The 21,758-nt window shown below is 52.8% G+C and carries 10 protein-coding genes, 3 rRNA genes and 1 riboswitch; of the genes, 6 read left to right on the top strand and 7 right to left on the bottom strand.

What is annotated here, in order from left to right; all coding sequences use genetic code 11:
- Nucleotides 1-399: 399 nt before the first annotated feature.
- Both LQ901_RS15000 and LQ901_RS14995 read right to left on the bottom strand, forming a co-directional pair.
- On the bottom strand, nucleotides 400-3,882 hold the full coding sequence (locus LQ901_RS15000) for a PAS domain-containing hybrid sensor histidine kinase/response regulator (protein ID WP_233672375.1): 3,483 nt from the start codon (nucleotides 3,880-3,882) through the stop codon (nucleotides 400-402).
- A gap of 75 nt (nucleotides 3,883-3,957) precedes the next feature.
- Nucleotides 3,958-5,091, bottom strand: coding sequence for a 3-phenylpropionate MFS transporter (locus LQ901_RS14995; RefSeq protein ID WP_233672374.1), 1,134 nt, complete (start codon nucleotides 5,089-5,091; stop codon nucleotides 3,958-3,960).
- Nucleotides 5,092-5,325: 234 nt separating this feature from the next.
- Between LQ901_RS14995 and LQ901_RS14990 the strand changes: the two genes are divergently transcribed.
- The 5 genes from LQ901_RS14990 to LQ901_RS14970 all read left to right on the top strand — a co-directional run bounded on the left by LQ901_RS14990 (nucleotide 5,326) and on the right by LQ901_RS14970 (nucleotide 11,876).
- Entirely contained in the window at nucleotides 5,326-7,176 is a 1,851-nt protein-coding gene (locus LQ901_RS14990) for a DUF294 nucleotidyltransferase-like domain-containing protein (protein WP_233672373.1), read from the top strand.
- A 5-nt stretch (nucleotides 7,177-7,181) separates the two neighbouring features.
- The gene (locus LQ901_RS14985) at nucleotides 7,182-7,805 is read left to right on the top strand and encodes a 3'-5' exonuclease (protein WP_233672372.1); all 624 of its coding nucleotides are present in this window, start codon (nucleotides 7,182-7,184) and stop codon (nucleotides 7,803-7,805) included.
- 70 nt (nucleotides 7,806-7,875) lie between these two features.
- Nucleotides 7,876-9,837, top strand: coding sequence for an acetate--CoA ligase (gene acs / locus LQ901_RS14980; protein ID WP_010864836.1), 1,962 nt, complete (start codon nucleotides 7,876-7,878; stop codon nucleotides 9,835-9,837).
- Between the two features lie 72 nt (nucleotides 9,838-9,909).
- Nucleotides 9,910-10,221, top strand: coding sequence for a DUF485 domain-containing protein (locus LQ901_RS14975; protein ID WP_010864837.1), 312 nt, complete (start codon nucleotides 9,910-9,912; stop codon nucleotides 10,219-10,221).
- Nucleotides 10,218-11,876, top strand: a complete 1,659-nt coding sequence (locus tag LQ901_RS14970) for a cation acetate symporter (RefSeq protein ID WP_047707603.1) — start codon at nucleotides 10,218-10,220, stop codon at nucleotides 11,874-11,876. Before LQ901_RS14975 ends, LQ901_RS14970 begins: the two co-directional genes overlap by 4 nt.
- A 338-nt stretch (nucleotides 11,877-12,214) precedes the next feature.
- Here LQ901_RS14970 and rrf read toward each other — a convergent pair.
- From rrf to btuB, 5 genes are all read right to left on the bottom strand, one after another.
- A 5S ribosomal RNA gene (gene rrf, locus LQ901_RS14965) occupies nucleotides 12,215-12,330 on the bottom strand.
- Nucleotides 12,331-12,469: 139 nt separating this feature from the next.
- Nucleotides 12,470-15,373 (bottom strand): 23S ribosomal RNA (locus LQ901_RS14960).
- A 191-nt stretch (nucleotides 15,374-15,564) separates the two neighbouring features.
- Nucleotides 15,565-17,106: ribosomal RNA gene (locus LQ901_RS14955) — 16S ribosomal RNA — on the bottom strand.
- Together the 16S, 23S and 5S rRNA genes form the textbook arrangement of a ribosomal RNA operon.
- 378 nt (nucleotides 17,107-17,484) lie before the next feature.
- Entirely contained in the window at nucleotides 17,485-18,306 is an 822-nt protein-coding gene (murI, locus tag LQ901_RS14950; protein ID WP_064978271.1) for a glutamate racemase, read from the bottom strand.
- Complete coding sequence (btuB, locus tag LQ901_RS14945; protein WP_233672371.1) at nucleotides 18,296-20,167, bottom strand: TonB-dependent vitamin B12 receptor; 1,872 nt, start codon at nucleotides 20,165-20,167, stop codon at nucleotides 18,296-18,298. The genes murI and btuB overlap by 11 nt, the downstream gene beginning before the upstream one ends.
- A gap of 71 nt (nucleotides 20,168-20,238) precedes the next feature.
- Nucleotides 20,239-20,464: riboswitch (cobalamin riboswitch) on the bottom strand.
- Nucleotides 20,465-20,569: 105 nt separating this feature from the next.
- On the opposite strand from btuB, the gene trmA reads away from it, so the two are divergent.
- Nucleotides 20,570-21,679, top strand: a complete 1,110-nt coding sequence (trmA, locus tag LQ901_RS14940) for a tRNA (uridine(54)-C5)-methyltransferase TrmA (RefSeq protein WP_047709338.1) — start codon at nucleotides 20,570-20,572, stop codon at nucleotides 21,677-21,679.
- Nucleotides 21,680-21,758 lie beyond the last annotated feature (79 nt).

Here is a 21,758-nt window from a genome sequence, read left to right as displayed (position 1 = left end):
GTTTCGCTTCGGGCTTCACCCTTAGCGACAGGACGCGTATTATTCCGCTTTCCTGTTGTGCCGTCAAGCATTTTTTATCATGCTCAACTGCGTTGTTTCGTTGACCACCGACCACTGTGATTTGCATCACTGCTGCCGTGTCAGTGGGGTCGCATTATAGGGATGCTACGGATCTTCGCAAGTAGAAATCTTCGATTTATGATGCGTTTGCACAAATAAACAGCAAGATAGATCCTTTCCCCTCTAGTTCAGGCCTTTTACGCTGTGTTTTGGATCTTTTTTAACCGACACACACTCTCTTCCCTCTCCAATAAGATCTTTTATTGCTTCGCTTTTTTGTCTGCGATCTCCCAAACACCATCCGATCATGCTGAGTATGCACAGTGTTAAGTAGCCAGATCATCGCAGATCGCTCGATTGGTGAAAGCTCTGTTGATAAAAGCTGTTGAGCAGAAGACGCAATTTAAGGGGTTTAAGCGGTTTGGCCAAAAATGGATAACCCGCTTGCTGTACAGCCGTTAATACCTGTTGTGAGCGATCGGCACTTAAGACGGCACCACAGCGAACCGGAAACTGGGCGTTGATGTGGTGTAGTACATCTAACCCGCTTAAGTTTTCCGCCAGATGGTAATCGGTCAGGATCACCTGCGGCTGCCAGCCACTTTGTAGTAACGCTTGGACTTGGTGCAGATCTTCGGCCAAACGCACTTCACATCCCCAGCGGCTTAATAGCGCTTGGAGCGCATCTAAAATGCTGACCTCATTATCAACGCACAAAATACGCATGCCTTGAAATTCAGGCAGTGGCATTTGCTCGGTTGGTTGACGACCGACGACAGTGGCTGCGGGCAGTAATTGGCGGATCCGCGGCACTCGAATACTGAATACCGACCCCTTACCCAACTCGGAGTGCACGGTGATGCCGTGTTCCAATACGCTGGCCATCCCTTTGGCAATCGCTAAGCCTAAGCCCAGTCCATTTTCTTTGGCGGTTCGGCTGTGATCCAAACGGGAGAACTCTTCGAAGATGATCTCCACTTTATCAGGCGGGATCCCTTGCCCGTTATCCCAGACTTGGATCCACACATCTTTGCCTTGGCGACGACAGCCCAAGACCACCCGACCACAGGGCGCGTAACGAAAAGCATTGGTGAGAAAGTTTTGTAAAATGCGGCGCAAAAGCTTTTTATCACTGTTAACCCACATCTGCGTATCCACCACCTCTAAACGCATCTGCTGCGCTTGCGCCAAAATGGTGAATTCACTGCGCAGGTTATCCAGCACATCAAACAGATTAAAATCGGTGCGCCGAACGCTCAGTTTACCGGCCTCAATGCGCGACATATCCAGCAAATCACTGATCAGCTCTTCGGCGGAGGTCATTGCCTCTTCCACTTGCGCCGCCAAGCGCCGTGCTTCACCGGCCGGTAAAATCTCTAATAAAGATGCGTTGAATAACTTGGCGGCATTCAGTGGCTGCATCAAGTCATGGCTAACGGCAGCCAGAAAACGACTTTTGGAGTGCGCGGCTTGATGCGCCGCTTGGGTCGCCGCCACCAGCTGCTGATTGAGTAAGGTCAGCTCGCGAGTACGATCTTGCACCCGCGCTTCCAGTGTTTCGTTGGCCTCCAACAGGGCATTTTCCGCTTCGATGAATGGGGTGATATCGGTAAAACTCATGACAAAGCCGCCGCCGGGCATCGGATTACCTTGCAGCTCGATAACCCGCCCATCGCTGCGGCGGCGGGCCGAGCGATGTGAAGTGCCTTGCTGCATATGCGCGACTCGTCGACGCACTTGGGTTTCAACATCCCCAGAGCCACATAACCCTTGCTGCGCGTTATAGCGAATAATATCTTCAATTGGGCGGCCAACTTGAATTAGACCTACAGGAAAGTTAAACAGCTCCAGATAACGCCGGTTCCATGCCACCAGCCGCAACTGCTTATCTATAACACTTAAGCCCAAATCAATGTGCTCAATCGCGCCTTGTAATAAGGTGCGCGAAAAATCAAACAGCTCGGAGGCTTCATCCACGATGGTGGCCACCTCTTCCAGCTGCATATCACGTCCTTGTAAGGCCGAGGATAAAACCAAGCGTGCTGAGGAGGCCCCAAACACCCCAGCTAATAAACGCTCGCTGTGGCGGATCAAATCCGCCGAAGCCAACGAAGAAGGAGTCAAAATTTGCTGATGTTGATCGGCAAAACGCATAAAGGCGCGCCGCGCGCGAAACTGGCCAAGAAAACGCGCCACCAGCGTTTCCAACTCTTCCACCGAGACTCGGCTCTGGTACAGAGTCTGCGTATCTTCTTCTTGTACCGGCACACCGGTAAAGCCCGCCGCTTGCAAACGCTCACTCAGTGATGCACGCGTCATCAGTGAAACCGCAATATATAAGCAGCTATTCACCAGCAAACTGAGCAATGCGCCCCAATCGGCCAGTGACAGATGCTCTAAATAAGGGATGGCCGGCGGTGTAACCAGCCGCAATAAGATGTTAGTTTCCGCGGTACCGGCTAATAACTGGGTTTGTGCCATCAACGCCAACAGCCAGAGTAAAAAACCACTGCACAAGCCGGCGTACACCCCTTTGCGGTTACCCAAGCGCCAATACAGGCCGCCAATCAATGCCGGCATAAACTGCGCCACGGCCGATAGCGATAAATAGCCAATTTCCGCCAACGCCGGAATGGGATCAATGGTGAGGTAGCACAGCCAAGCCAGTAAAAACAGTACGGCAATGGTCAAGCGGCGGACATTCAGCAGTAAACCAGCAAACTGATGATAGCTACGATGGGAAAAACGTTTTTGCCGCAACAGCAGCGGCAAAATCAGGTCATTGCTGACCATGATAGCCAGCGCAATGCTCGATACGATCACCATCCCCGCCGCCGCCGACGCGCCGCCCAAAAAGGCCAGCAACGCCAAACCGGAATGACCAAATGCCAGTGGCAGATTGATGACGTAAGTATCGGCCGCCACTTGCCCGGGCAACACTGCGGCGCCAATCAAGGCAATCGGCACCACAAACAGACTCATCAACAACAAATACAACGGGAACACCCAGCGTGCCACATGCAAATCTTGCGGATGGCTGTTTTCCACCACCGTGGTATGAAACTGGCGTGGCAAGCAAATCACGGCGCTAACGGCCAACAACAGATGGATCGCAAAACTGCTGAAATTGGTCGGCAGGCTCTGAGTCACTGTCGGCCACTGCCAAGCAATCTCTTGCTTGGCGGCTAACCAGACAATACCAGCCCCTACACCAAGGAAGGCCACCAACTTGACCAGCGATTCAAACGCAATAGCCAAGACCACGCCACGATGGTGCTCGGTAGCATCAATATGTCGAGTGCCAAACAAGATAGCGAACAAGCTCAGTGCAATACCCACCAACAAGGAGAGCTGCCGATCGCTGAGGCTAGCTCGCGCAATCAGATCCGGCGCTAAAATGGTTAAACCGCTGCTGATGGCTTTGAGTTGCAAAGCGATATAAGGCAGCACGCCAGCCACACAAATCAAGGTGACCAACACGCCAATGGTCTGCGCTTTGCCGTAACGAGCAGCAATAAAATCAGCAATCGAGGTGATGTGTTCGCGTTTTGCAATCAGGATCATGCGCCCCAATAAGCGCCAACCAAACACAAACACCAAAATGGGGCCAAGATAGATAGGAATAAAAGACCACAAATCGCGACTGGCCTGCCCGACCGTACCGAAGAAGGTCCACGACGTGCAGTACACGGCGATGGAAAAGCTGTACACCCACGGTCGCCAAGCCGTATTACCGCGGTAGAAGCGGTCACCTAGCCAAGCCACCAGAAACAGCACGCCGAGCCAACCCAGCGTGACCAGTATGACGCCCCATCCCTGCATTGCGCATCCTGCAACATATCAATAACAAACCCCGCCATTGTGGCGGGGTTTCGGCAGGACAACAATCGCTTTTACTTACCCACGTGACGGGCGAAGCATTATCGCCGGAATAGCCAACAAGGCCATGCACCAGAAGACGTTACTGCCCAGACTTTCATACAGATAACCGGAGATGACCGTCATCACCGCAATACCACCACCGGTAACCAGCGCAGCATAAATGGCCTGCAAACGGATCGTATGGCTCTCGGGCTGCTCGCGGATAAACCGAATTGACGCCACGTGACATAAGGCAAACGTAATGCCGTGCATCAATTGCACCAAAATCAGTGCGCCCAAGCTTTGTACTTCAGCCAGCATGCCCCAGCGGATAAACACGCCGATGGCGGAAATCAGCAGCAAAGTACGAATCGCCCAACTGCTGACCACTCGACCGGAGAAGGCAAACACTAAGATTTCGGCCACCACACCAATCGACCACAACATACTGATGGTCGCCGTGCTGTATCCCAACGAACTCCAATAGATAGTGCTAAATGCGTAATAGGCTGCGTGCGAGCCTTGCAGCAAAGTTACGCAGAGCATAAAACGCACGACATTGGACGATTGTAAAACATCCGCGAAACTGACTTGGCTACCGTGGCGCGTCGCCACATCAGCCGGCGCGGTACGTGGACGCATCCACCAGCACAGATTCAACACCACTAAGCTAATCAGTAAGCCCCACAATGCGGCGCGATAGTCGGTGAGCTGAATAACCCAACCAATCAACGTCGAACCGACAATAAAGGCCAGCGAGCCCCACAAGCGGGCGCGGCCATAATCCAACCCCACCTGACGTTGCCAAGTATTTGCCAGCGCATCGCCCAGCGGGATCAGCGGGCCATTGATCAGGTTAAACAGCACCATCACTATAAACAGCCACCACAGGTGCTGCTGGCCGAAGACAAAGCCGCCGGCGGTCACCAAACTCAACCCGCCGAGTAAACGCAGCGCATGGATCAGTAAACCGGCATGCTTAACTCGCGGTGTCAGGCACAGGTTACCGGTGAAACGCGCCGCCAGCCCCGCGCCCAGCAATAAGCCGATACTGTCTGGAGACTGGCCGATGCCGGATAGCCACAGCGACCAAAACGGTAAATAGATGCCATAGGTGAAAAAATAGGTAAAAAAGTAGACTCCCAGCCATAAAGGCGACGACAGCGTCATCGGTGCTCTCCTAGCACAAAATAAACTCGCCCAACAAAGACCGCTACTCTGACAAAGCGCTACTGGGGTTGCAACGTTTTGCGAAGGCTTGCTTCGATTCAGCTCAGCTTTGCGACTAAAGTCGCCTATTCAGCTGCGGTGAAATTGCTCAAACTGAAAAACATTCACCGTTGACCGGTGTCGGATTACCCGCCTCAACAGGTGGTAACGGCACCTGCTGCAGGGATGTATGCCATGACCGATATTCTCAATTTGGCGCGACCACCTTTTGATGTACTCAGCCCCGCGCAGCAACAGATACTGCAACAACATGTGGATCTGACCTATTTTCGCGCCGGTGACGAAATCACGCGCAGCGACCGTCTCCTAGATACACAATCACTGTATGTGATCCTTAAAGGCCGCGTGGCCGAATACAGTGCCGCCCATAGCGAGCCGCACAACGACTATACTGGGGAAGATATTTTCGCCGCCTTTATCCGACCCGATCCCCATACCCTGACCCGTTTTCAGGCCGAAGAAGATACCATCTGCTTTACGCTGCCCTATCGGATCTTCCAGCAGCTGTGCAGCGACAATCCGGATTTCAGCCATTACTTTACCGCGATGCTCACCGCTCGCTCTCCGGATCACGACCCCGCGCTGCCGCCCAGTATGGCGGAATTTATCTTACAACCGATCCAACCGGCCATGCTCAGTGAAGTGCTGACCGTTGACGAACAACAAACCCTTCAAGCAGTCAGCCAGCTGATGTTTGCCCGTAAAACAGACTGCGCCCTGCGCCAGCATCAAGGTCAATGGTATATCCTGACCCGCACCACCTTGCTGCAAGCCCTCACGCAGGAGAATCGACAACTCACCGATCCCATCGCTTTACTGCCGCGCCCAACGCTACAAAAAGTTCAGTTGGGCGATTCGCTGTTTAACGCCATGCAACGTATGATGCGGCATAACATTAAACGGATCGTGGTGGTCGATGAGCAGCAGCAACCGTGCGGGATCTTACACCTGACCCAAATTTTGAGTCTGTTCTCTACCCATACCCACGCACTCGCGCTGCGTATCCGCCGAGCACGCACACTGGAGGAGTTAATCCTCATCAGTGCCCAGCTGCCGATGCTACTCAATACGCTGCACCATAACGATGTGCATATTCGGGTGCTATGCCAGCTGATAAGCGGCTTAAATGAGTTATTAATAGAAAAGACCTTTGCACTCACCATCCCCGAAATCATCCAAACGCAGGTTTGCTTGTTTGTGCTGGGCTCGGAAGGGCGGCGCGAACAGCTGCTCAAAACCGATCAAGACAATGCGCTAGTGATCGCCGATGATCTTAATTGGCCAACCCAGCAGGCCGATCTGGCACGTTTCACCACGGCGCTGTGCCAACTCGGTTATCCGCCCTGTCCTGGCCATGTCATGGTCAACAACCCGCAGTGGGTTAAAACAGTCAGTGCGTGGCAACAGGCCATTCAGCAAGCGGCAGCGCGCGGACAAGCCGATGATTTGCTGTGGCTGGCCATCTTATGTGACATGCAGGCAATTGCCGGTGAAGCAACCTTACTGACGCCAGTACAACAAACACTGCATGAACAATTTCGGACTTACCCTTTATTACCTGCCGGCCTGTGCCGCACCGCGTTGATGTTTGAACCGCCGCTGAATCTGTTCGGACAATTGCGCACCAATGAACAGGGCGTGGATCTCAAACGGCGTGGGCTGTTTCCATTGATGCATGGGGTACGCGTACTGGCAGCAGAAGCCGGATTGGAAAGCCACAACACTCTTGAACGATTGCAAGCGCTCACCAGTCTTAGCGTGCTGTCGGCCGATTTTGCCGATGATATAGCGGCCGCCTTTCGCTTACTGTTGCGTTTACGCCTGCATGCCCAGCTGCACGCCGCGTCATCCTCCTCGGCCGAACAGAGCACAGAGCTGGCATCCCCACACACTGCAACCTCACTTTCCACCGCGCTCCAACCGGCACAATTGCGCCATCGCGAGCGTGATCTGCTGCGCCATGCCTTTCAGGTCGTGCATCTTTTTCAACAGTGGCTGGCTCGCCGCTATGCCATTCAGGTCTGACGATCATGGGTTTGTTGCAGCGCTTGTGGTTACAACACCGATTCCGATATAGCGAGCATGCACAACTGTTCGCGCCGCCACTGCCGGATGAATGGGTTGCGCTGGATTTTGAAACCACCGGCCTCAATCCCCAGCGCGCCGAAATCGTGGCTATCGGTGCGCTGCGTATCCGGCATAACCATATTTTACTCAGCGAATCGCTGAATCTACGCCTGACGCCACCGGCCAGTTTGCAGGCCGATTCGGTGGTGATCCACCAACTGCGCCATCAAGATTTGCAGCAAGGCTGCAGTATCGAGCAAGCCTTAGCCCAGCTGCTGGCCTTTATCGGCAATCGCCCCTTGGTCGGTTATCACATTCGTTATGATGCGCATATTCTCAATCGCTACTGCCGCGAGCTGTACGGTTTTAGCTTGCCGCACCAACAAATCGAAGTCAGTACCCTGTATCACGATCGCGTCTTTCACCAATTACCGGATGCGTTGATCGATTTGGGGCTCGACAACATCTGCCGTCATCTGGGTTTACCTCTGCTGGCTAAGCACGATGCGCTGAATGATGCGCTGACCGCCGCGCTGATTTTCTTGCGCCTGCGCTACGGTAGCCGGATCTCTCATCCCAAAGTCTAATTGTCTAAGCGCGCCTTTAAGTTCACATTTTATTAACACGCAGTATGTGAATGTTGCCAAGGAGAGCGTTATGAGTCAGGTCCAGATCCATCCGGTTATTCCCGAGTTCGCCCGCACCGCACTGGTTACCCGTGCGGATTATGAGACCCTGTATCGCCAGTCCGTGAGCAATCCGGACAGTTTCTGGCGTGAGCAAGGCAAAATCCTGGACTGGATCCGTCCATACCAGCAGGTCAAAAATACCTCCTATGACTCCGGCCATATCAGCATTCGCTGGTTCGAGGATGGCACCCTGAATTTGGCCGCCAACTGTCTGGATCGGCACTTAGCCGAGCGTGGCGACCAAACCGCGATCATCTGGGAAGGCGACAACCCAGCCGAAGACAAAAAAGTCACCTATCGCGAACTGCACCAACAAGTCTGCCGCTTTGCCAACGCCCTGAAAGCACAAGGGATCCGCAAAGGCGATGTGGTCACCATTTACATGCCGATGGTCGTCGAAGCCGCAGTTGCCATGCTGGCCTGCGCCCGCATTGGTGCCATTCACTCCATCGTGTTTGGTGGGTTTTCGCCAGAAGCTCTGTCAGGACGCATCATTGACTGCGGCGCGAAGCTGGTGATCACCGCCGACGAAGGCGTGCGTGCCGGTCGCAGTGTGCCGCTGAAAAAAAATGTCGATGAAGCACTGACCCATCCAGATGTCAAAACGGTGGAAAAAGTGATTGTTTACCGCCGTACCGGTAACCCCATCGCTTGGCACGAACACCGTGATTTGTGGTGGGATGCGCTGACCCAACAAGCGTCCGATGACTGCCCGCCAGAAGAGATGAATGCCGAAGATCCGCTGTTTATCCTCTACACCTCCGGCTCCACCGGCAAGCCCAAAGGCGTACTGCACACCACCGGTGGTTACTTGGTGTATGCCGCGATGACCTTCAAATACGTCTTTGACTATCACCATGACGAGATTTACTGGTGTACCGCCGATGTGGGTTGGGTCACTGGCCACTCCTATCTGGTCTATGGCCCCTTGGCCAATGGCGCGACAACATTAATGTTTGAAGGGGTGCCCAACTACCCTGCGGTCAACCGCATGGCGCAGATTGTGGATAAACACCAAGTCAATATTCTGTACACCGCGCCAACCGCTATCCGCGCTCTGATGGCCAAAGGTACAGCCGCTGTAGAAGGCACGTCGCGTCAAAGTCTGCGTCTGCTCGGCTCGGTCGGTGAGCCCATTAACCCAGAAGCGTGGGAGTGGTATTCCCGTACCATCGGCGACAACCGTTGCCCGATTGTCGATACTTGGTGGCAAACCGAAACCGGTGGCATCCTGATCACCCCATTGCCAGGAGCAACCGATCTCAAGCCCGGCTCCGCCACCCGTCCGTTTTTCGGCGTGCAACCGGCTATCGTCGATAACATGGGCAATATTCAAGATGGTGAGTGCGAAGGCAATCTGGTGCTGTTAGATGCATGGCCAGGCCAAGCCCGTACCCTGTATGGCGATCATGACCGTTTCGAACAAACCTACTTCTCCACCTTCAAAGGTATGTACTTCACCGGTGACGGTGCGCGCCGTGATGCCGATGGCTATTACTGGATCACCGGACGAGTCGATGACGTACTGAACGTTTCCGGCCACCGTTTGGGTACCGCCGAGATTGAATCGGCACTGGTCTCACATCCAAAAATTGCGGAAGCCGCAGTCGTAGGTGTGCCGCATGACATCAAAGGCCAAGCCATTTACGCCTACATCACCCTGAATGCCGGCGAAAACCCCAGCACAGCCCTGCACGCGGAAGTTCGTGATTGGGTACGCAAAGAGATTGGTCCGATTGCCACCCCAGATGTCCTGCATTGGACCGATGGGCTCCCCAAAACCCGCTCCGGCAAAATCATGCGCCGGATCTTGCGCAAAATCGCCGCCGGTGAAACCAGTAATTTGGGGGATACCTCCACACTGGCCGATCCAAGTGTTGTTGAGCGCTTAATCGAACAAAAACAGGCGCTGTACGCCGAAGCACAATAACTGACCAGCCCTGTCGTCGATAGCCTCCGCGCTCGGCAGGGCAATCCCCCTACAACAAGAAGAGCAAACACCATGAACGATAACATCTACCAGAAAATTGAAAGCAACCCACGCTTTCAGGAGTTGGTCAGCAAACGGCAACGCTTCGCCTGGTTGCTGTCAGCCATCATGCTCGGCTTTTACCTCGGCTTTATTTTACTGATCGCCTTTGAGCCAACCTGGCTTGGCGCACCGATCAGTGAAGGATCCAGTATCACTCGCGGGATCCCCATTGGCATGGGCATCATCATCGCCGCGTTCGTATTAACGGGTATTTATGTCAAACGCGCCAATGGCGAATTTGATCAACTGAATCAGGAAATTATCCGTGAGGTGCAATCATGATCCTGCGCCCAATCCTACTGCTGGCCGCGCTCGGTTTACCGACGCTCAGTCAAGCCGCCGATGCCATTACCGGCGACGTACAGCGTCAACCAATCAATGTCTCGGCCATTGTCATGTTCTTGGTGTTCGTTGGCGCAACACTGATGATCACTTACTGGGCCTCGAAACGTAACCGCTCCGCATCTGACTATTACGCCGCAGGCGGCCGGATCACCGGCTTTCAAAACGGGTTAGCCATTGCCGGCGACTACATGTCTGCCGCCTCATTTCTGGGAATTTCCGCACTGGTGTACACCTCCGGCTATGATGGCCTGATTTACTCCATCGGCTTTCTGGTTGGCTGGCCGTTGATCCTGTTCCTGATCGCCGAACGTCTGCGTAACTTGGGGAAATACACCTTTGCGGATGTGGCCTCATACCGCCTCAAGCAAAAAGACGTACGTATTTTGTCGGCCTGTGGCTCTCTGGTTGTCGTGTCGTTATACCTGATTGCCCAAATGGTAGGAGCCGGTAAGCTGATCGAGCTGTTATTCGGTCTGAACTATCACGTCGCCGTGATCTTAGTCGGCGTGTTGATGGTGATGTACGTACTGTTTGGCGGCATGCTAGCGACCACCTGGGTGCAGATTATTAAAGCGGTTATGCTGCTCTCCGGTGCTAGCTTTATGGCCATCATGGTACTCAAGCACGTAAACTTCGATTTTGCCTCTTTGTTCAGCGAAGCGATCAAAGTGCATCCAAAGAGTACCGCAATCATGAGCCCGGGCGGTCTGGTCGCCGATCCTATCTCTGCCATCTCACTGGGTCTGGCATTGATGTTTGGTACTGCCGGTTTACCGCATATTTTGATGCGTTTCTTTACCGTCAGTGATGCGAAAGAAGCACGTAAGAGCGTGTTCTACGCCACCGGTTTTATCGGTTACTTCTATATCCTGACCTTTATCATCGGTTTTGGCGCGATTTTGTTAGTCAGCACCAATCCGCAATTTAAAGATGCCACCGGCGCACTGATTGGCGGTAACAACATGGCCGCTATCCATCTGGCTGATGCCGTCGGCGGTAGCTTGTTCCTCGGCTTTATCTCCGCAGTCGCCTTTGCCACGATTCTGGCTGTGGTCGCCGGTCTGACGCTGGCCGGTGCCTCTGCGGTTTCCCATGACCTGTATGCCAACGTGCTGCATAAAGGGCAAGCGAACGAAGCTGAAGAGATCAAAGTCTCCAAACTGACCACGTTAGTACTGGGCTTAGTCGCCATTGGGCTGGGAATTTTGTTTGAAAAACAAAATATTGCCTTCATGGTAGGTCTGGCATTCTCCATCGCCGCCAGCTGTAACTTCCCAGTACTGTTCCTGTCCATGTACTGGTCAAAACTGACCACCCGTGGTGCTGTAATCGGTGGTTGGGCCGGCTTAATCACCGCTGTCACCTTAATGATCTTAGGCCCAACCGTCTGGGTAAAAGTACTCGGCCACGCCGAAGCGATTTTCCCGTACGAATATCCGGCACTGTTCTCCATGGCGGTCGCGTTTATCGGGATCTTCTTCTTCTCCATCACCGATAAATCACGCTCGGCACAAGAAGAGCATGCTAAATTCCTGCCCCAGTTTGTGCGCTCACAAACCGGTATTGGCGCAGCGAAAGCCAGCTCGCATTAATCATGTAGCGCAACACGCTAACATCCCTTATCAAAACCCGCTTCGGCGGGTTTTTTATTTGCCGCTTAAGTTGATTCTGCAGTTCAAGATGGCTCGTTTTACGAGGAAATTTGCGAATATGGGCTATCTAAGTAAGAGAAATGAGCAAAATAAATGAGCGCTGAGGGATAGAAAAAGAATCCGCATAGTCGAGAAGAATAGCCGGAACAGAAAAACACGTGGGGAAGGTAAGAAAAGCAAAAGATAAATAAGGAAAAATACAGGGAAGGAAGACGAAAATACAAAACCTAAAAACGAAAAAAGCCCATCCGTTAGGATGGGCTTCTCACTTATTTGATGCCTGGCAGTTCCCTACTCTCGCATGGGGAGACCCCACACTACCATCGGCGCTACGGCGTTTCACTTCTGAGTTCGGCATGGGGTCAGGTGGGACCACCGCGCTATCGCCGCCAGGCAAATTCTGTTTCTCTATCGCGTACACTACTTGTGTCTCGCGCCAGAGTTAAAATCTAAAAACAAGCTAAATAACTGATGTATTGTTCTTTGAACAAGTAACTCGTGACTTCATTCATCCAACATCACTTTGGCGTTGTATGGTTAAGCCTCACGGGCAATTAGTACAGGTTAGCTCAACGTATCGCTACGCTTACACACCCTGCCTATCTACGTCGTAGTCTCCAACAACCCTTTAGGAGGCTTTAAGCCTCAGGGATGACTCATCTCGGGGCAAGTTTCGCGCTTAGATGCTTTCAGCGCTTATCTCTTCCGCATTTAGCTACCCGGCAATGCCACTGGCGTGACAACCGGAACACCAGAGATGCGTCCACTCCGGTCCTCTCGTACTAGGAGCAGCCCCCCTCAATCATCCAACGCCCACGACAGATAGGGACCGAACTGTCTCACGACGTTCTAAACCCAGCTCGCGTACCACTTTAAATGGCGAACAGCCATACCCTTGGGACCAACTTCAGCCCCAGGATGTGATGAGCCGACATCGAGGTGCCAAACACCGCCGTCGATATGAACTCTTGGGCGGTATCAGCCTGTTATCCCCGGAGTACCTTTTATCCGTTGAGCGATGGCCCTTCCATTCAGAACCACCGGATCACTAAGACCTACTTTCGTATCTGCTCGACCTGTCCGTCTCGCAGTTAAGCTAGCTTCTGCCTTTGCACTAACCGCATGATGTCCGACCATGCTTAGCTAACCTTCGTGCTCCTCCGTTACTCTTTAGGAGGAGACCGCCCCAGTCAAACTACCCACCAGACACTGTCCGTATCCCGGATTACGGGACAACGTTAGAACATCAAACATTAAAGGGTGGTATTTCAAGGTCGGCTCCACGCAAACTGGCGTTCACGTTTCAATGCCTCCCACCTATCCTACACATCAAGGCTCAATGTTCAGTGTCAAGCTATAGTAAAGGTTCACGGGGTCTTTCCGTCTTGCCGCGGGTACACTGCATCTTCACAGCGATTTCAATTTCACTGAGTCTCGGGTGGAGACAGCCTGGCCATCATTACGCCATTCGTGCAGGTCGGAACTTACCCGACAAGGAATTTCGCTACCTTAGGACCGTTATAGTTACGGCCGCCGTTTACCGGGGCTTCGATCAAGAGCTTCGCTTTCGCTAACCCCATCAATTAACCTTCCGGCACCGGGCAGGCGTCACACCGTATACGTCCACTTTCGTGTTTGCACAGTGCTGTGTTTTTAATAAACAGTTGCAGCCAGCTGGTATCTTCGACTGATTTCAGCTCCATCCGCGAGGGACTTCACCTACCATCAGCGTGCCTTCTCCCGAAGTTACGGCACCATTTTGCCTAGTTCCTTCACCCGAGTTCTCTCAAGCGCCTGAGTATTCTCTACCTGACCACCTGTGTCGGTTTGGGGTACGATTTCTGGTAACCTGATGCTTAGAGGCTTTTCCTGGAAGCGTAGTATCAGCTACTTCAGCACCGTAGTGCTTCGTCATCACGCCTCAGTGTTAATGAAAGACCGGATTTGCCTAGTCTCTCCACCTTCACGCTTAAACCGGGACAACCGTCGCCCGGATAGCCTAACTTTCTCCGTCCCCCCTTCGCAGTTACCACAAGTACGGGAATATTAACCCGTTTCCCATCGACTACGCTTTTCAGCCTCGCCTTAGGGGTCGACTCACCCTGCTCCGATTAACGTTGAACAGGAACCCTTGGTCTTCCGGCGAGCGGGCTTTTCACCCGCTTTATCGTTACTTATGTCAGCATTCGCACTTCTGATACGTCCAGCATACCTCACAGTACACCTTCAACCGCTTACAGAACGCTCCCCTACCCAATAACACCTAAATGTCATTGCCGCAGCTTCGGTGCATGGTTTAGCCCCGTTACATCTTCCGCGCAGGCCGACTCGACTAGTGAGCTATTACGCTTTCTTTAAATGATGGCTGCTTCTAAGCCAACATCCTAGCTGTCTAAGCCTTCCCACATCGTTTCCCACTTAACCATGACTTTGGGACCTTAGCTGGCGGTCTGGGTTGTTTCCCTCTTCACGACGGACGTTAGCACCCGCCGTGTGTCTCCCGGATAGCACTCTACGGTATTCGGAGTTTGCAAAGGGTTGGTAAGTCGGGATGACCCCCTAGCCTTAACAGTGCTCTACCCCCGTAGGTGTTCGTCCGAGGCGCTACCTAAATAGCTTTCGGGGAGAACCAGCTATCTCCCGGTTTGATTGGCCTTTCACCCCCAGCCACAAGTCATCCGCTAATTTTTCAACATTAGTCGGTTCGGTCCTCCAGTTAGTGTTACCCAACCTTCAACCTGCCCATGGCTAGATCACCGGGTTTCGGGTCTACACCTTGCAACTAATTCGCCCTATTAAGACTCGGTTTCCCTACGGCTCCCCTATTCGGTTAACCTCGCTACAAAATGTAAGTCGCTGACCCATTATACAAAAGGTACGCAGTCACACCACGAAGGTGCTCCCACTGCTTGTACGTACACGGTTTCAGGTTCTATTTCACTCCCCTCACAGGGGTTCTTTTCGCCTTTCCCTCACGGTACTGGTTCGCTATCGGTCAGTCAGGAGTATTTAGCCTTGGAGGATGGTCCCCCCATCTTCAAACAGGATACCACGTGTCCCGTCCTACTCATCGAGCTCACAGCAATGCGTCTTCGTGTACGGGGCTATCACCCTGTATCGCCGGACTTTCCAATCCGTTCCACTAACGCATCCACTGATTCAGACTCTGGGCTGCTCCGCGTTCGCTCGCCGCTACTAACGGAATCTCGGTTGATTTCTTTTCCTCGGGGTACTTAGATGTTTCAGTTCTCCCGGTTCGCCTCGTTAAGCTATGGATTCACTTAACGATACCTAAGTTATCTTAGGTGGGTTTCCCCATTCGGACATGGTTGGCTATAGCGCTCCATCCCAGCTCACCAACCCTTTTCGCAGGGTAGCACGTCCTTCATCGCCTCTGACTGCCAAGGCATCCACCGTGTACGCTTAGTCACTTAACCATACAACCCAAAATAATGTCGGGCTGAATGTCAGTCACTAAACTGGTCGTTGCCAGTTTCTCAAGTCGCTTGTTCTCAAGAACTTCAGTTATTTTTCAGCTTGTTTTCAAATTTTTAAAGAGCAGTTGTGCATCCGAAGATACATCAAACAATCTGTGTGAACACTCAGCTTAAGCGCCAAATATCTCAGGTAAGGAGGTGATCCAACCGCAGGTTCCCCTACGGTTACCTTGTTACGACTTCACCCCAGTCATGAATCACAAAGTGGTAAGCGCCCTCCCGAAGGTTAAGCTACCTACTTCTTTTGCAACCCACTCCCATGGTGTGACGGGCGGTGTGTACAAGGCCCGGGAACGTATTCACCGCGGCATTCTGATCCGCGATTACTAGCGATTCCGACTTCATGGAGTCGAGTTGCAGACTCCAATCCGGACTACGACATACTTTATGGGATTCGCTCACTATCGCTAGCTTGCCGCCCTTTGTATATGCCATTGTAGCACGTGTGTAGCCCTACTCGTAAGGGCCATGATGACTTGACGTCATCCCCACCTTCCTCCGGTTTATCACCGGCAGTCTCCTTTGAGTTCCCGACCGAATCGCTGGCAACAAAGGATAAGGGTTGCGCTCGTTGCGGGACTTAACCCAACATTTCACAACACGAGCTGACGACAGCCATGCAGCACCTGTCTCAGAGTTCCCGAAGGCACCAATCCATCTCTGGAAAGTTCTCTGGATGTCAAGAGTAGGTAAGGTTCTTCGCGTTGCATCGAATTAAACCACATGCTCCACCGCTTGTGCGGGCCCCCGTCAATTCATTTGAGTTTTAACCTTGCGGCCGTACTCCCCAGGCGGTCGATTTAACGCGTTAGCTCCGGAAGCCACGCCTCAAGGGCACAACCTCCAAATCGACATCGTTTACAGCGTGGACTACCAGGGTATCTAATCCTGTTTGCTCCCCACGCTTTCGCACCTGAGCGTCAGTCTTTGTCCAGGGGGCCGCCTTCGCCACCGGTATTCCTCCAGATCTCTACGCATTTCACCGCTACACCTGGAATTCTACCCCCCTCTACAAGACTCTAGCTTGCCAGTTTCAAATGCAGTTCCCAAGTTGAGCTCGGGGATTTCACATCTGACTTAACAAACCGCCTGCGTGCGCTTTACGCCCAGTAATTCCGATTAACGCTTGCACCCTCCGTATTACCGCGGCTGCTGGCACGGAGTTAGCCGGTGCTTCTTCTGCGAGTAACGTCAATGCCACTAGGTATTAACTAGTGACCCTTCCTCCCCGCTGAAAGTGCTTTACAACCCGAAGGCCTTCTTCACACACGCGGCATGGCTGCATCAGGCTTGCGCCCATTGTGCAATATTCCCCACTGCTGCCTCCCGTAGGAGTCTGGACCGTGTCTCAGTTCCAGTGTGACTGGTCATTCTCTCAAACCAGTTAGAGATCGTCGCCTTGGTGAGCCATTACCTCACCAACTAGCTAATCCCACCTGGGTTCATCCGATAGCATGAGGTCCGAAGAGCCCCCACTTTGGTCCGTAGACGTTATGCGGTATTAGCTACAGTTTCCCGTAGTTATCCCCCTCTATCGGGCAGATCCCCAGGCATTACTCACCCGTCCGCCGCTCGTCACCCAAGGAGCAAGCTCCTCTGTGTTACCGCTCGACTTGCATGTGTTAGGCCTGCCGCCAGCGTTCAATCTGAGCCATGATCAAACTCTTCAATTTAAAGTTTGTCGCTCGAATAAACTGGCAAATAAATTGTTCAGTCACTCGTTTAACTTAATATCTTTTGGATATCAGCATTCTCAAACGAGTGCCCACACAGATTGTCTGATTAACTTTTTAAAGAGCGTTTCGCTACCGAAGCAGCGACAGGAAGTGAATTATTCCGCAATCCTGTTTCGCTGTCAAGAAAATGTTTTGCATTTTCTCAAGAGCCGATATTCATTACTGCAGGTCAATCAGTGATTTGCATCACAGCTGCCGTGTCAGTGGGGTCGCATTATAGGGCGTTAGGCGCGCTTAGCAAGGATAAATTAGACCTTTTAGTTCAAGCGCGTGTTTTTACATCGATCCGAGTGATAATGCGGCGATTATTGCCGTTTATACCGGCAGTAGCTGTAATTGCCCCAGATTTTCACGGGCAAACAAGCTGGCTAAGGTCGCGGTTTTATCATCCCAATGGGTGCAATAGGCGCGATTAGGCTCAGGCAGCCCCTGCGCAGCAGCCAGCAACTCATCACTGAACAAGCTTTTTACCCGGCGCGCGACTGCTTGCCCGGAATCAATCAGTTGCACACCAGTAGGCGCTAGTTGCTGTAGCTCGGCTTTTAATAAAGGAAAGTGGGTGCACGCCAGTACCCAGACATCCGGACACGGCCTGGCATCTAACCACGGTTGCAATACTGCGCGCAGACGCTCTTTATCGATTTCCTTTCCCTGCATCTTCTCTTCCGCCAGCTGTACCAACTCCGCAGAACCAAGCAAGCGCACATCACAAGTACTGGCAAACTGCTTTATTAAGGTATGCGTATACGGACGCTTGACGGTAGCCCGAGTAGCCAGCAACCCGACCACACCATTACGGGTAGCAGCGGCTGCCGGTTTAATGGCCGGTACGACGCCGACAATGGGGAAACTGAAGGTTTTACGCAGCGCCGGTAAGCTAATGGTGCTGGCAGTATTGCAGGCAATCACGGCCATGCACAGCGGATGACGCTGATGCACCGCAGCGACGGTGCGCAGTACGCGCTCTACAATCAGCTCTTGCGGCTGCTCACCATAGGGGAAACAGGCATTATCAAAGGCATAGATATAGGGTAAATCCGGCAGTAACTGCCGGATTTCCTGATACACGGAAAGACCGCCGACGCCCGAATCAAAAATCAGAACGCGGGGGATCAGCGGATGTTCATCAGAAGTCATAACTCAAGGTCAGATAGTAGGCGCGCTCAGCCGCCGGATAACCGTACGCAGTTTCGTACTTTTTATCAAACAGGTTGGCGATTCTACCACGGGCGGTCAGGCTTTGCGTAATAGGATATGACGCGGCCAAATCCCACAGGCTGTAGCTTGGCAACTCACGCTTATTGGCATAATCGTCATAGCGCTTGCCAACATAGTTGTAGGCCACATCGATTTGCGTATTGGCAATCGCGAAATCCAGCGCATAGCGGAAATTATGCTTAGCGCGGCGCGGCAACTGCTTGCCATCAGAGCGTGTCGGGTCAAGGTAATCAAACGACAGCGTATGCATGAAGGCCGCGGTACTGAAGCTGGCTTCCGTTTCAATGCCTTTAATAGTGGCAGCTTCAATATTTCGATACTGATTCACATCGTAGTCAATCAGGTTATCGATCTGGTTACGATAGGCCGATACACGCCAGTTGAGGGCCTGAACCTGTCCGCTAAAAGCCAGCTCCAGATTGCGTGAGGTTTCCGGTTGCAGATCTGGGTTACCCACGGTGTAACCGGCACCATACAGTTGCCCTAAGGTTGGCGCTTTGAACGCGGTGCCATAGGACAAAATGGCCTGGGTGCTATCAATAAAGCGCCAGCCGAGTCCCCCTTGCCAAGTAAAGTTATCACCGTAGTCTTGGTTGTGATCTTGGCGCACCGCACCTTCGAGGGTCCAATCCCCCACTTGCTGCTGAGTGGTCAGGTACACACCGGTATTATCCACCTCACGGCCGACATCAGCGCCCTGCTGTACTGGCTCAATGCGGTTGCGATACCAATCAACACCTGCGCCCACTTGACCATAGCCAACCTGATAGTTGTTCATCCACTGCAAAGAGGTCTGGTTATAACGCGCACGACGCTCGTTGCTCTGCTGCACGTTGGCACCAAAGTTATGGCTATCCGTATCTTGGTAGCTACCCAGCAGCTGTGAGGAGTACTTATCCTGATGATAACGCGCCCCAGCATCATACTGGCGAGTATAGAAGCGACTTTCGTTCGGATAGTAAGTAGCCCCCGGCGCTGGAATGCCCGCATCGTAATCGGTGTGGTTTGCGGTAACGGAGGTACGCGCAAACGCGGTCATCGCCTCGGAGAAATCATGCTCCAATGCGGCCCAACCAAAACGACCACGGAATCCGTCGCGATCGGTTTCCGCACCAGAGTAGGCATTCGGATAACCGGCCACAGCATCATAACCACGGGTTTCAGCAAATTGGCCCGCCAATGAGACGCGGGTATGCTCGCCTAAGGTTTGGCGCACGCTACCTTGATAGTTCTGATAGCGATTGCTGCCAAAACTCGTTTGTAACGTGCCGCCATCCGTTTCACGACCGGTAATGATGTTAATCACCCCGCCAATCGCATCCGCACCAAAGGTCGAGGAGCGAGGGCCGCGAATATATTCGATGCGTTGTACCAAACCTAATGGGATCTGACTGAAATCCACCGAGCCGGTGAGATCTGCCGCTTGTGATACGCGAATGCCATCAATCAGGATCAGCACATGCTTGGATTCGGTGCCGCGGATAAACACACTGGATTTTTGTCCCATGCCACCGTTTTGTGCAATCTGCAGCCCTGGTAGGCGACGCAGCGCTTCGGTCACGGTGGTCACTTGCCAGCGCGCCAGCTCTTTTTGCGTCACCACTTCCACCGGTGCCAACACTGAAGAGACGGGCTGAGCAAAACGGTTGGCACTGGTGATCACAATGATCGGTGAGCCATCGGCGGTGGTTTTTTCGCTGGAGGAGAAAGTTTGCGCGTAAGTCGCACCAGAAAACAGCACAGCCGCAATCGCGCTGGCTAACAACGTTGGGTTATTCATCTAATTATCTGCCTTGCAAATCGAGCAATTGCCGCCGTTAGCAGGCCGCATCCCGCGGCGTACCTGATAACAACAGGCTCGTCAGTTCCGGCAGGTCTTCGGACTTGAGGGCTGTCTGCCTACAGTAGCCGACTTCCCATTGTTACGCGGGGTGAGAAAGTGTCACCCGACATAAGAAACAGTGTCTGCAGTTCATCTGCTTGCTACCTTCGTTCCCTCTTACCGCTGCGCGTCAGTTTTGGATTTGCACCAAATTCCCTTTTCACTCAGGTAGAGACCGGAGGCGCTATACTACTGGCTGTCAGTTTAGATGTCTAGATTGCTAAATGCGGCGCGGCTGGACTTCAAGCCCCGTTTGCCTACAATTCCCTCCTAATATAGAGATGTCTTCGGAGATACAGCATGACCCCCGGTACTTTACCCGTCGAACAATACGATGCGCAGCTAGCGGAGAAAACCTCGCGCCTGCAGGCGCTGATGGCCGAATTTACCCCGCCGGCACCGGAGGTGTTTGCCTCGGAGCATCAACACTATCGCATGCGGGCAGAGTTTCGGATCTGGCATGACGGTGATGATCTGTACCACATCGTCTTTGATCAAGAGACCAAACAGCGTATTCGGGTGGATCAATTTCCTGCCGCCAGTAAGCTGATCAATCGCTTGATGCCAGCGCTACTGGATCAGCTACGCCACAATCCGGTGCTACGCAATAAGCTGTTCCAGATTGACTACCTGTCCACCTTAAGCAATCAGGTGGTGGTGTCTTTGCTGTATCACAAAAAACTGGATGAGCAGTGGCAACATGACGCACGTCATCTGCGCGATGCACTGCGCTGTGAAGGCTTTAACCTGCAATTGATTGGCCGCGCCACCAAGCAAAAAATCATGCTGGATCACGACTACGTAGACGAAACCCTGCTGGTGAAGGGCAAAGAGATGATCTACCGTCAGGTGGAAAACAGCTTTACCCAGCCGAACGCGGTCGTGAACATGCACATGCTGGATTGGGCGGTGGATGTCACTGCGGGCGCACAAGGTGATTTGCTGGAGCTGTACTGCGGCAACGGTAATTTCTCTTTGGCCTTAGCACGCAACTTCAACCGCGTACTGGCGACCGAGATTGCCAAGCCGTCAGTAGAAGCGGCGCAGTTCAATATCGCGGCTAATAAGCTGGATAATGTGCAGATTATCCGGATGTCGGCGGAAGACTTTACCCAAGCGATGCAGGGCGTGCGTGAATTTAACCGCCTTAAAGGCATCGACCTGAAAAGCTATCAGTGCAACACCATTTTCGTCGACCCACCGCGTAGCGGACTGGACGATGAAACAGTGAAGCTGGTGCAAGGGTATGAGCGGATCTTGTATATCTCCTGCAATCCAGAAACCTTGCGCGATAACCTGCGCGTACTGAGCCAAACCCATGAGATCCAACGTTTGGCCCTGTTTGATCAGTTCCCGTATACCCATCATATGGAAAGTGGGGTGCTGTTGGTGCGCCGTAGCGCAGCATAAAGCGCGGCCTTTTAACCACAACAATAAAAACCCGATAAAAAAATGCCGGCAGATGCCGGCATTTTCTCAATTGATGATT

Source organism: Plesiomonas sp. PI-19 (assembly GCF_021368255.1).
GTDB lineage: Bacteria > Pseudomonadota > Gammaproteobacteria > Enterobacterales > CAMTGL01 > Plesiomonas > Plesiomonas shigelloides.
Note: the sequence above shows the minus strand (reverse complement) of the source record. Positions and strands in the feature narration are given on the sequence as shown.

What these genes read in the sequence shown, in the direction of transcription:
- LQ901_RS14990 (WP_233672373.1), top strand. Translation starts at nt 5,326, where the DNA reads ATGACCGATATTCTCAATTTGGCGCGACCACCTTTTGATGTACTCAGC.
- LQ901_RS14995 (WP_233672374.1), bottom strand. Translation starts at nt 5,091, where the DNA reads ATGACGCTGTCGTCGCCTTTATGGCTGGGAGTCTACTTTTTTACCTAT.
- LQ901_RS15000 (WP_233672375.1), bottom strand. Translation starts at nt 3,882, where the DNA reads ATGCAGGGATGGGGCGTCATACTGGTCACGCTGGGTTGGCTCGGCGTG.
- btuB (WP_233672371.1), bottom strand. Translation starts at nt 20,167, where the DNA reads ATGAATAACCCAACGTTGTTAGCCAGCGCGATTGCGGCTGTGCTGTTT.
- acs (WP_010864836.1), top strand. Translation starts at nt 7,876, where the DNA reads ATGAGTCAGGTCCAGATCCATCCGGTTATTCCCGAGTTCGCCCGCACC.
- LQ901_RS14975 (WP_010864837.1), top strand. Translation starts at nt 9,910, where the DNA reads ATGAACGATAACATCTACCAGAAAATTGAAAGCAACCCACGCTTTCAG.
- LQ901_RS14985 (WP_233672372.1), top strand. Translation starts at nt 7,182, where the DNA reads ATGGGTTTGTTGCAGCGCTTGTGGTTACAACACCGATTCCGATATAGC.
- trmA (WP_047709338.1), top strand. Translation starts at nt 20,570, where the DNA reads ATGACCCCCGGTACTTTACCCGTCGAACAATACGATGCGCAGCTAGCG.
- LQ901_RS14970 (WP_047707603.1), top strand. Translation starts at nt 10,218, where the DNA reads ATGATCCTGCGCCCAATCCTACTGCTGGCCGCGCTCGGTTTACCGACG.
- murI (WP_064978271.1), bottom strand. Translation starts at nt 18,306, where the DNA reads ATGACTTCTGATGAACATCCGCTGATCCCCCGCGTTCTGATTTTTGAT.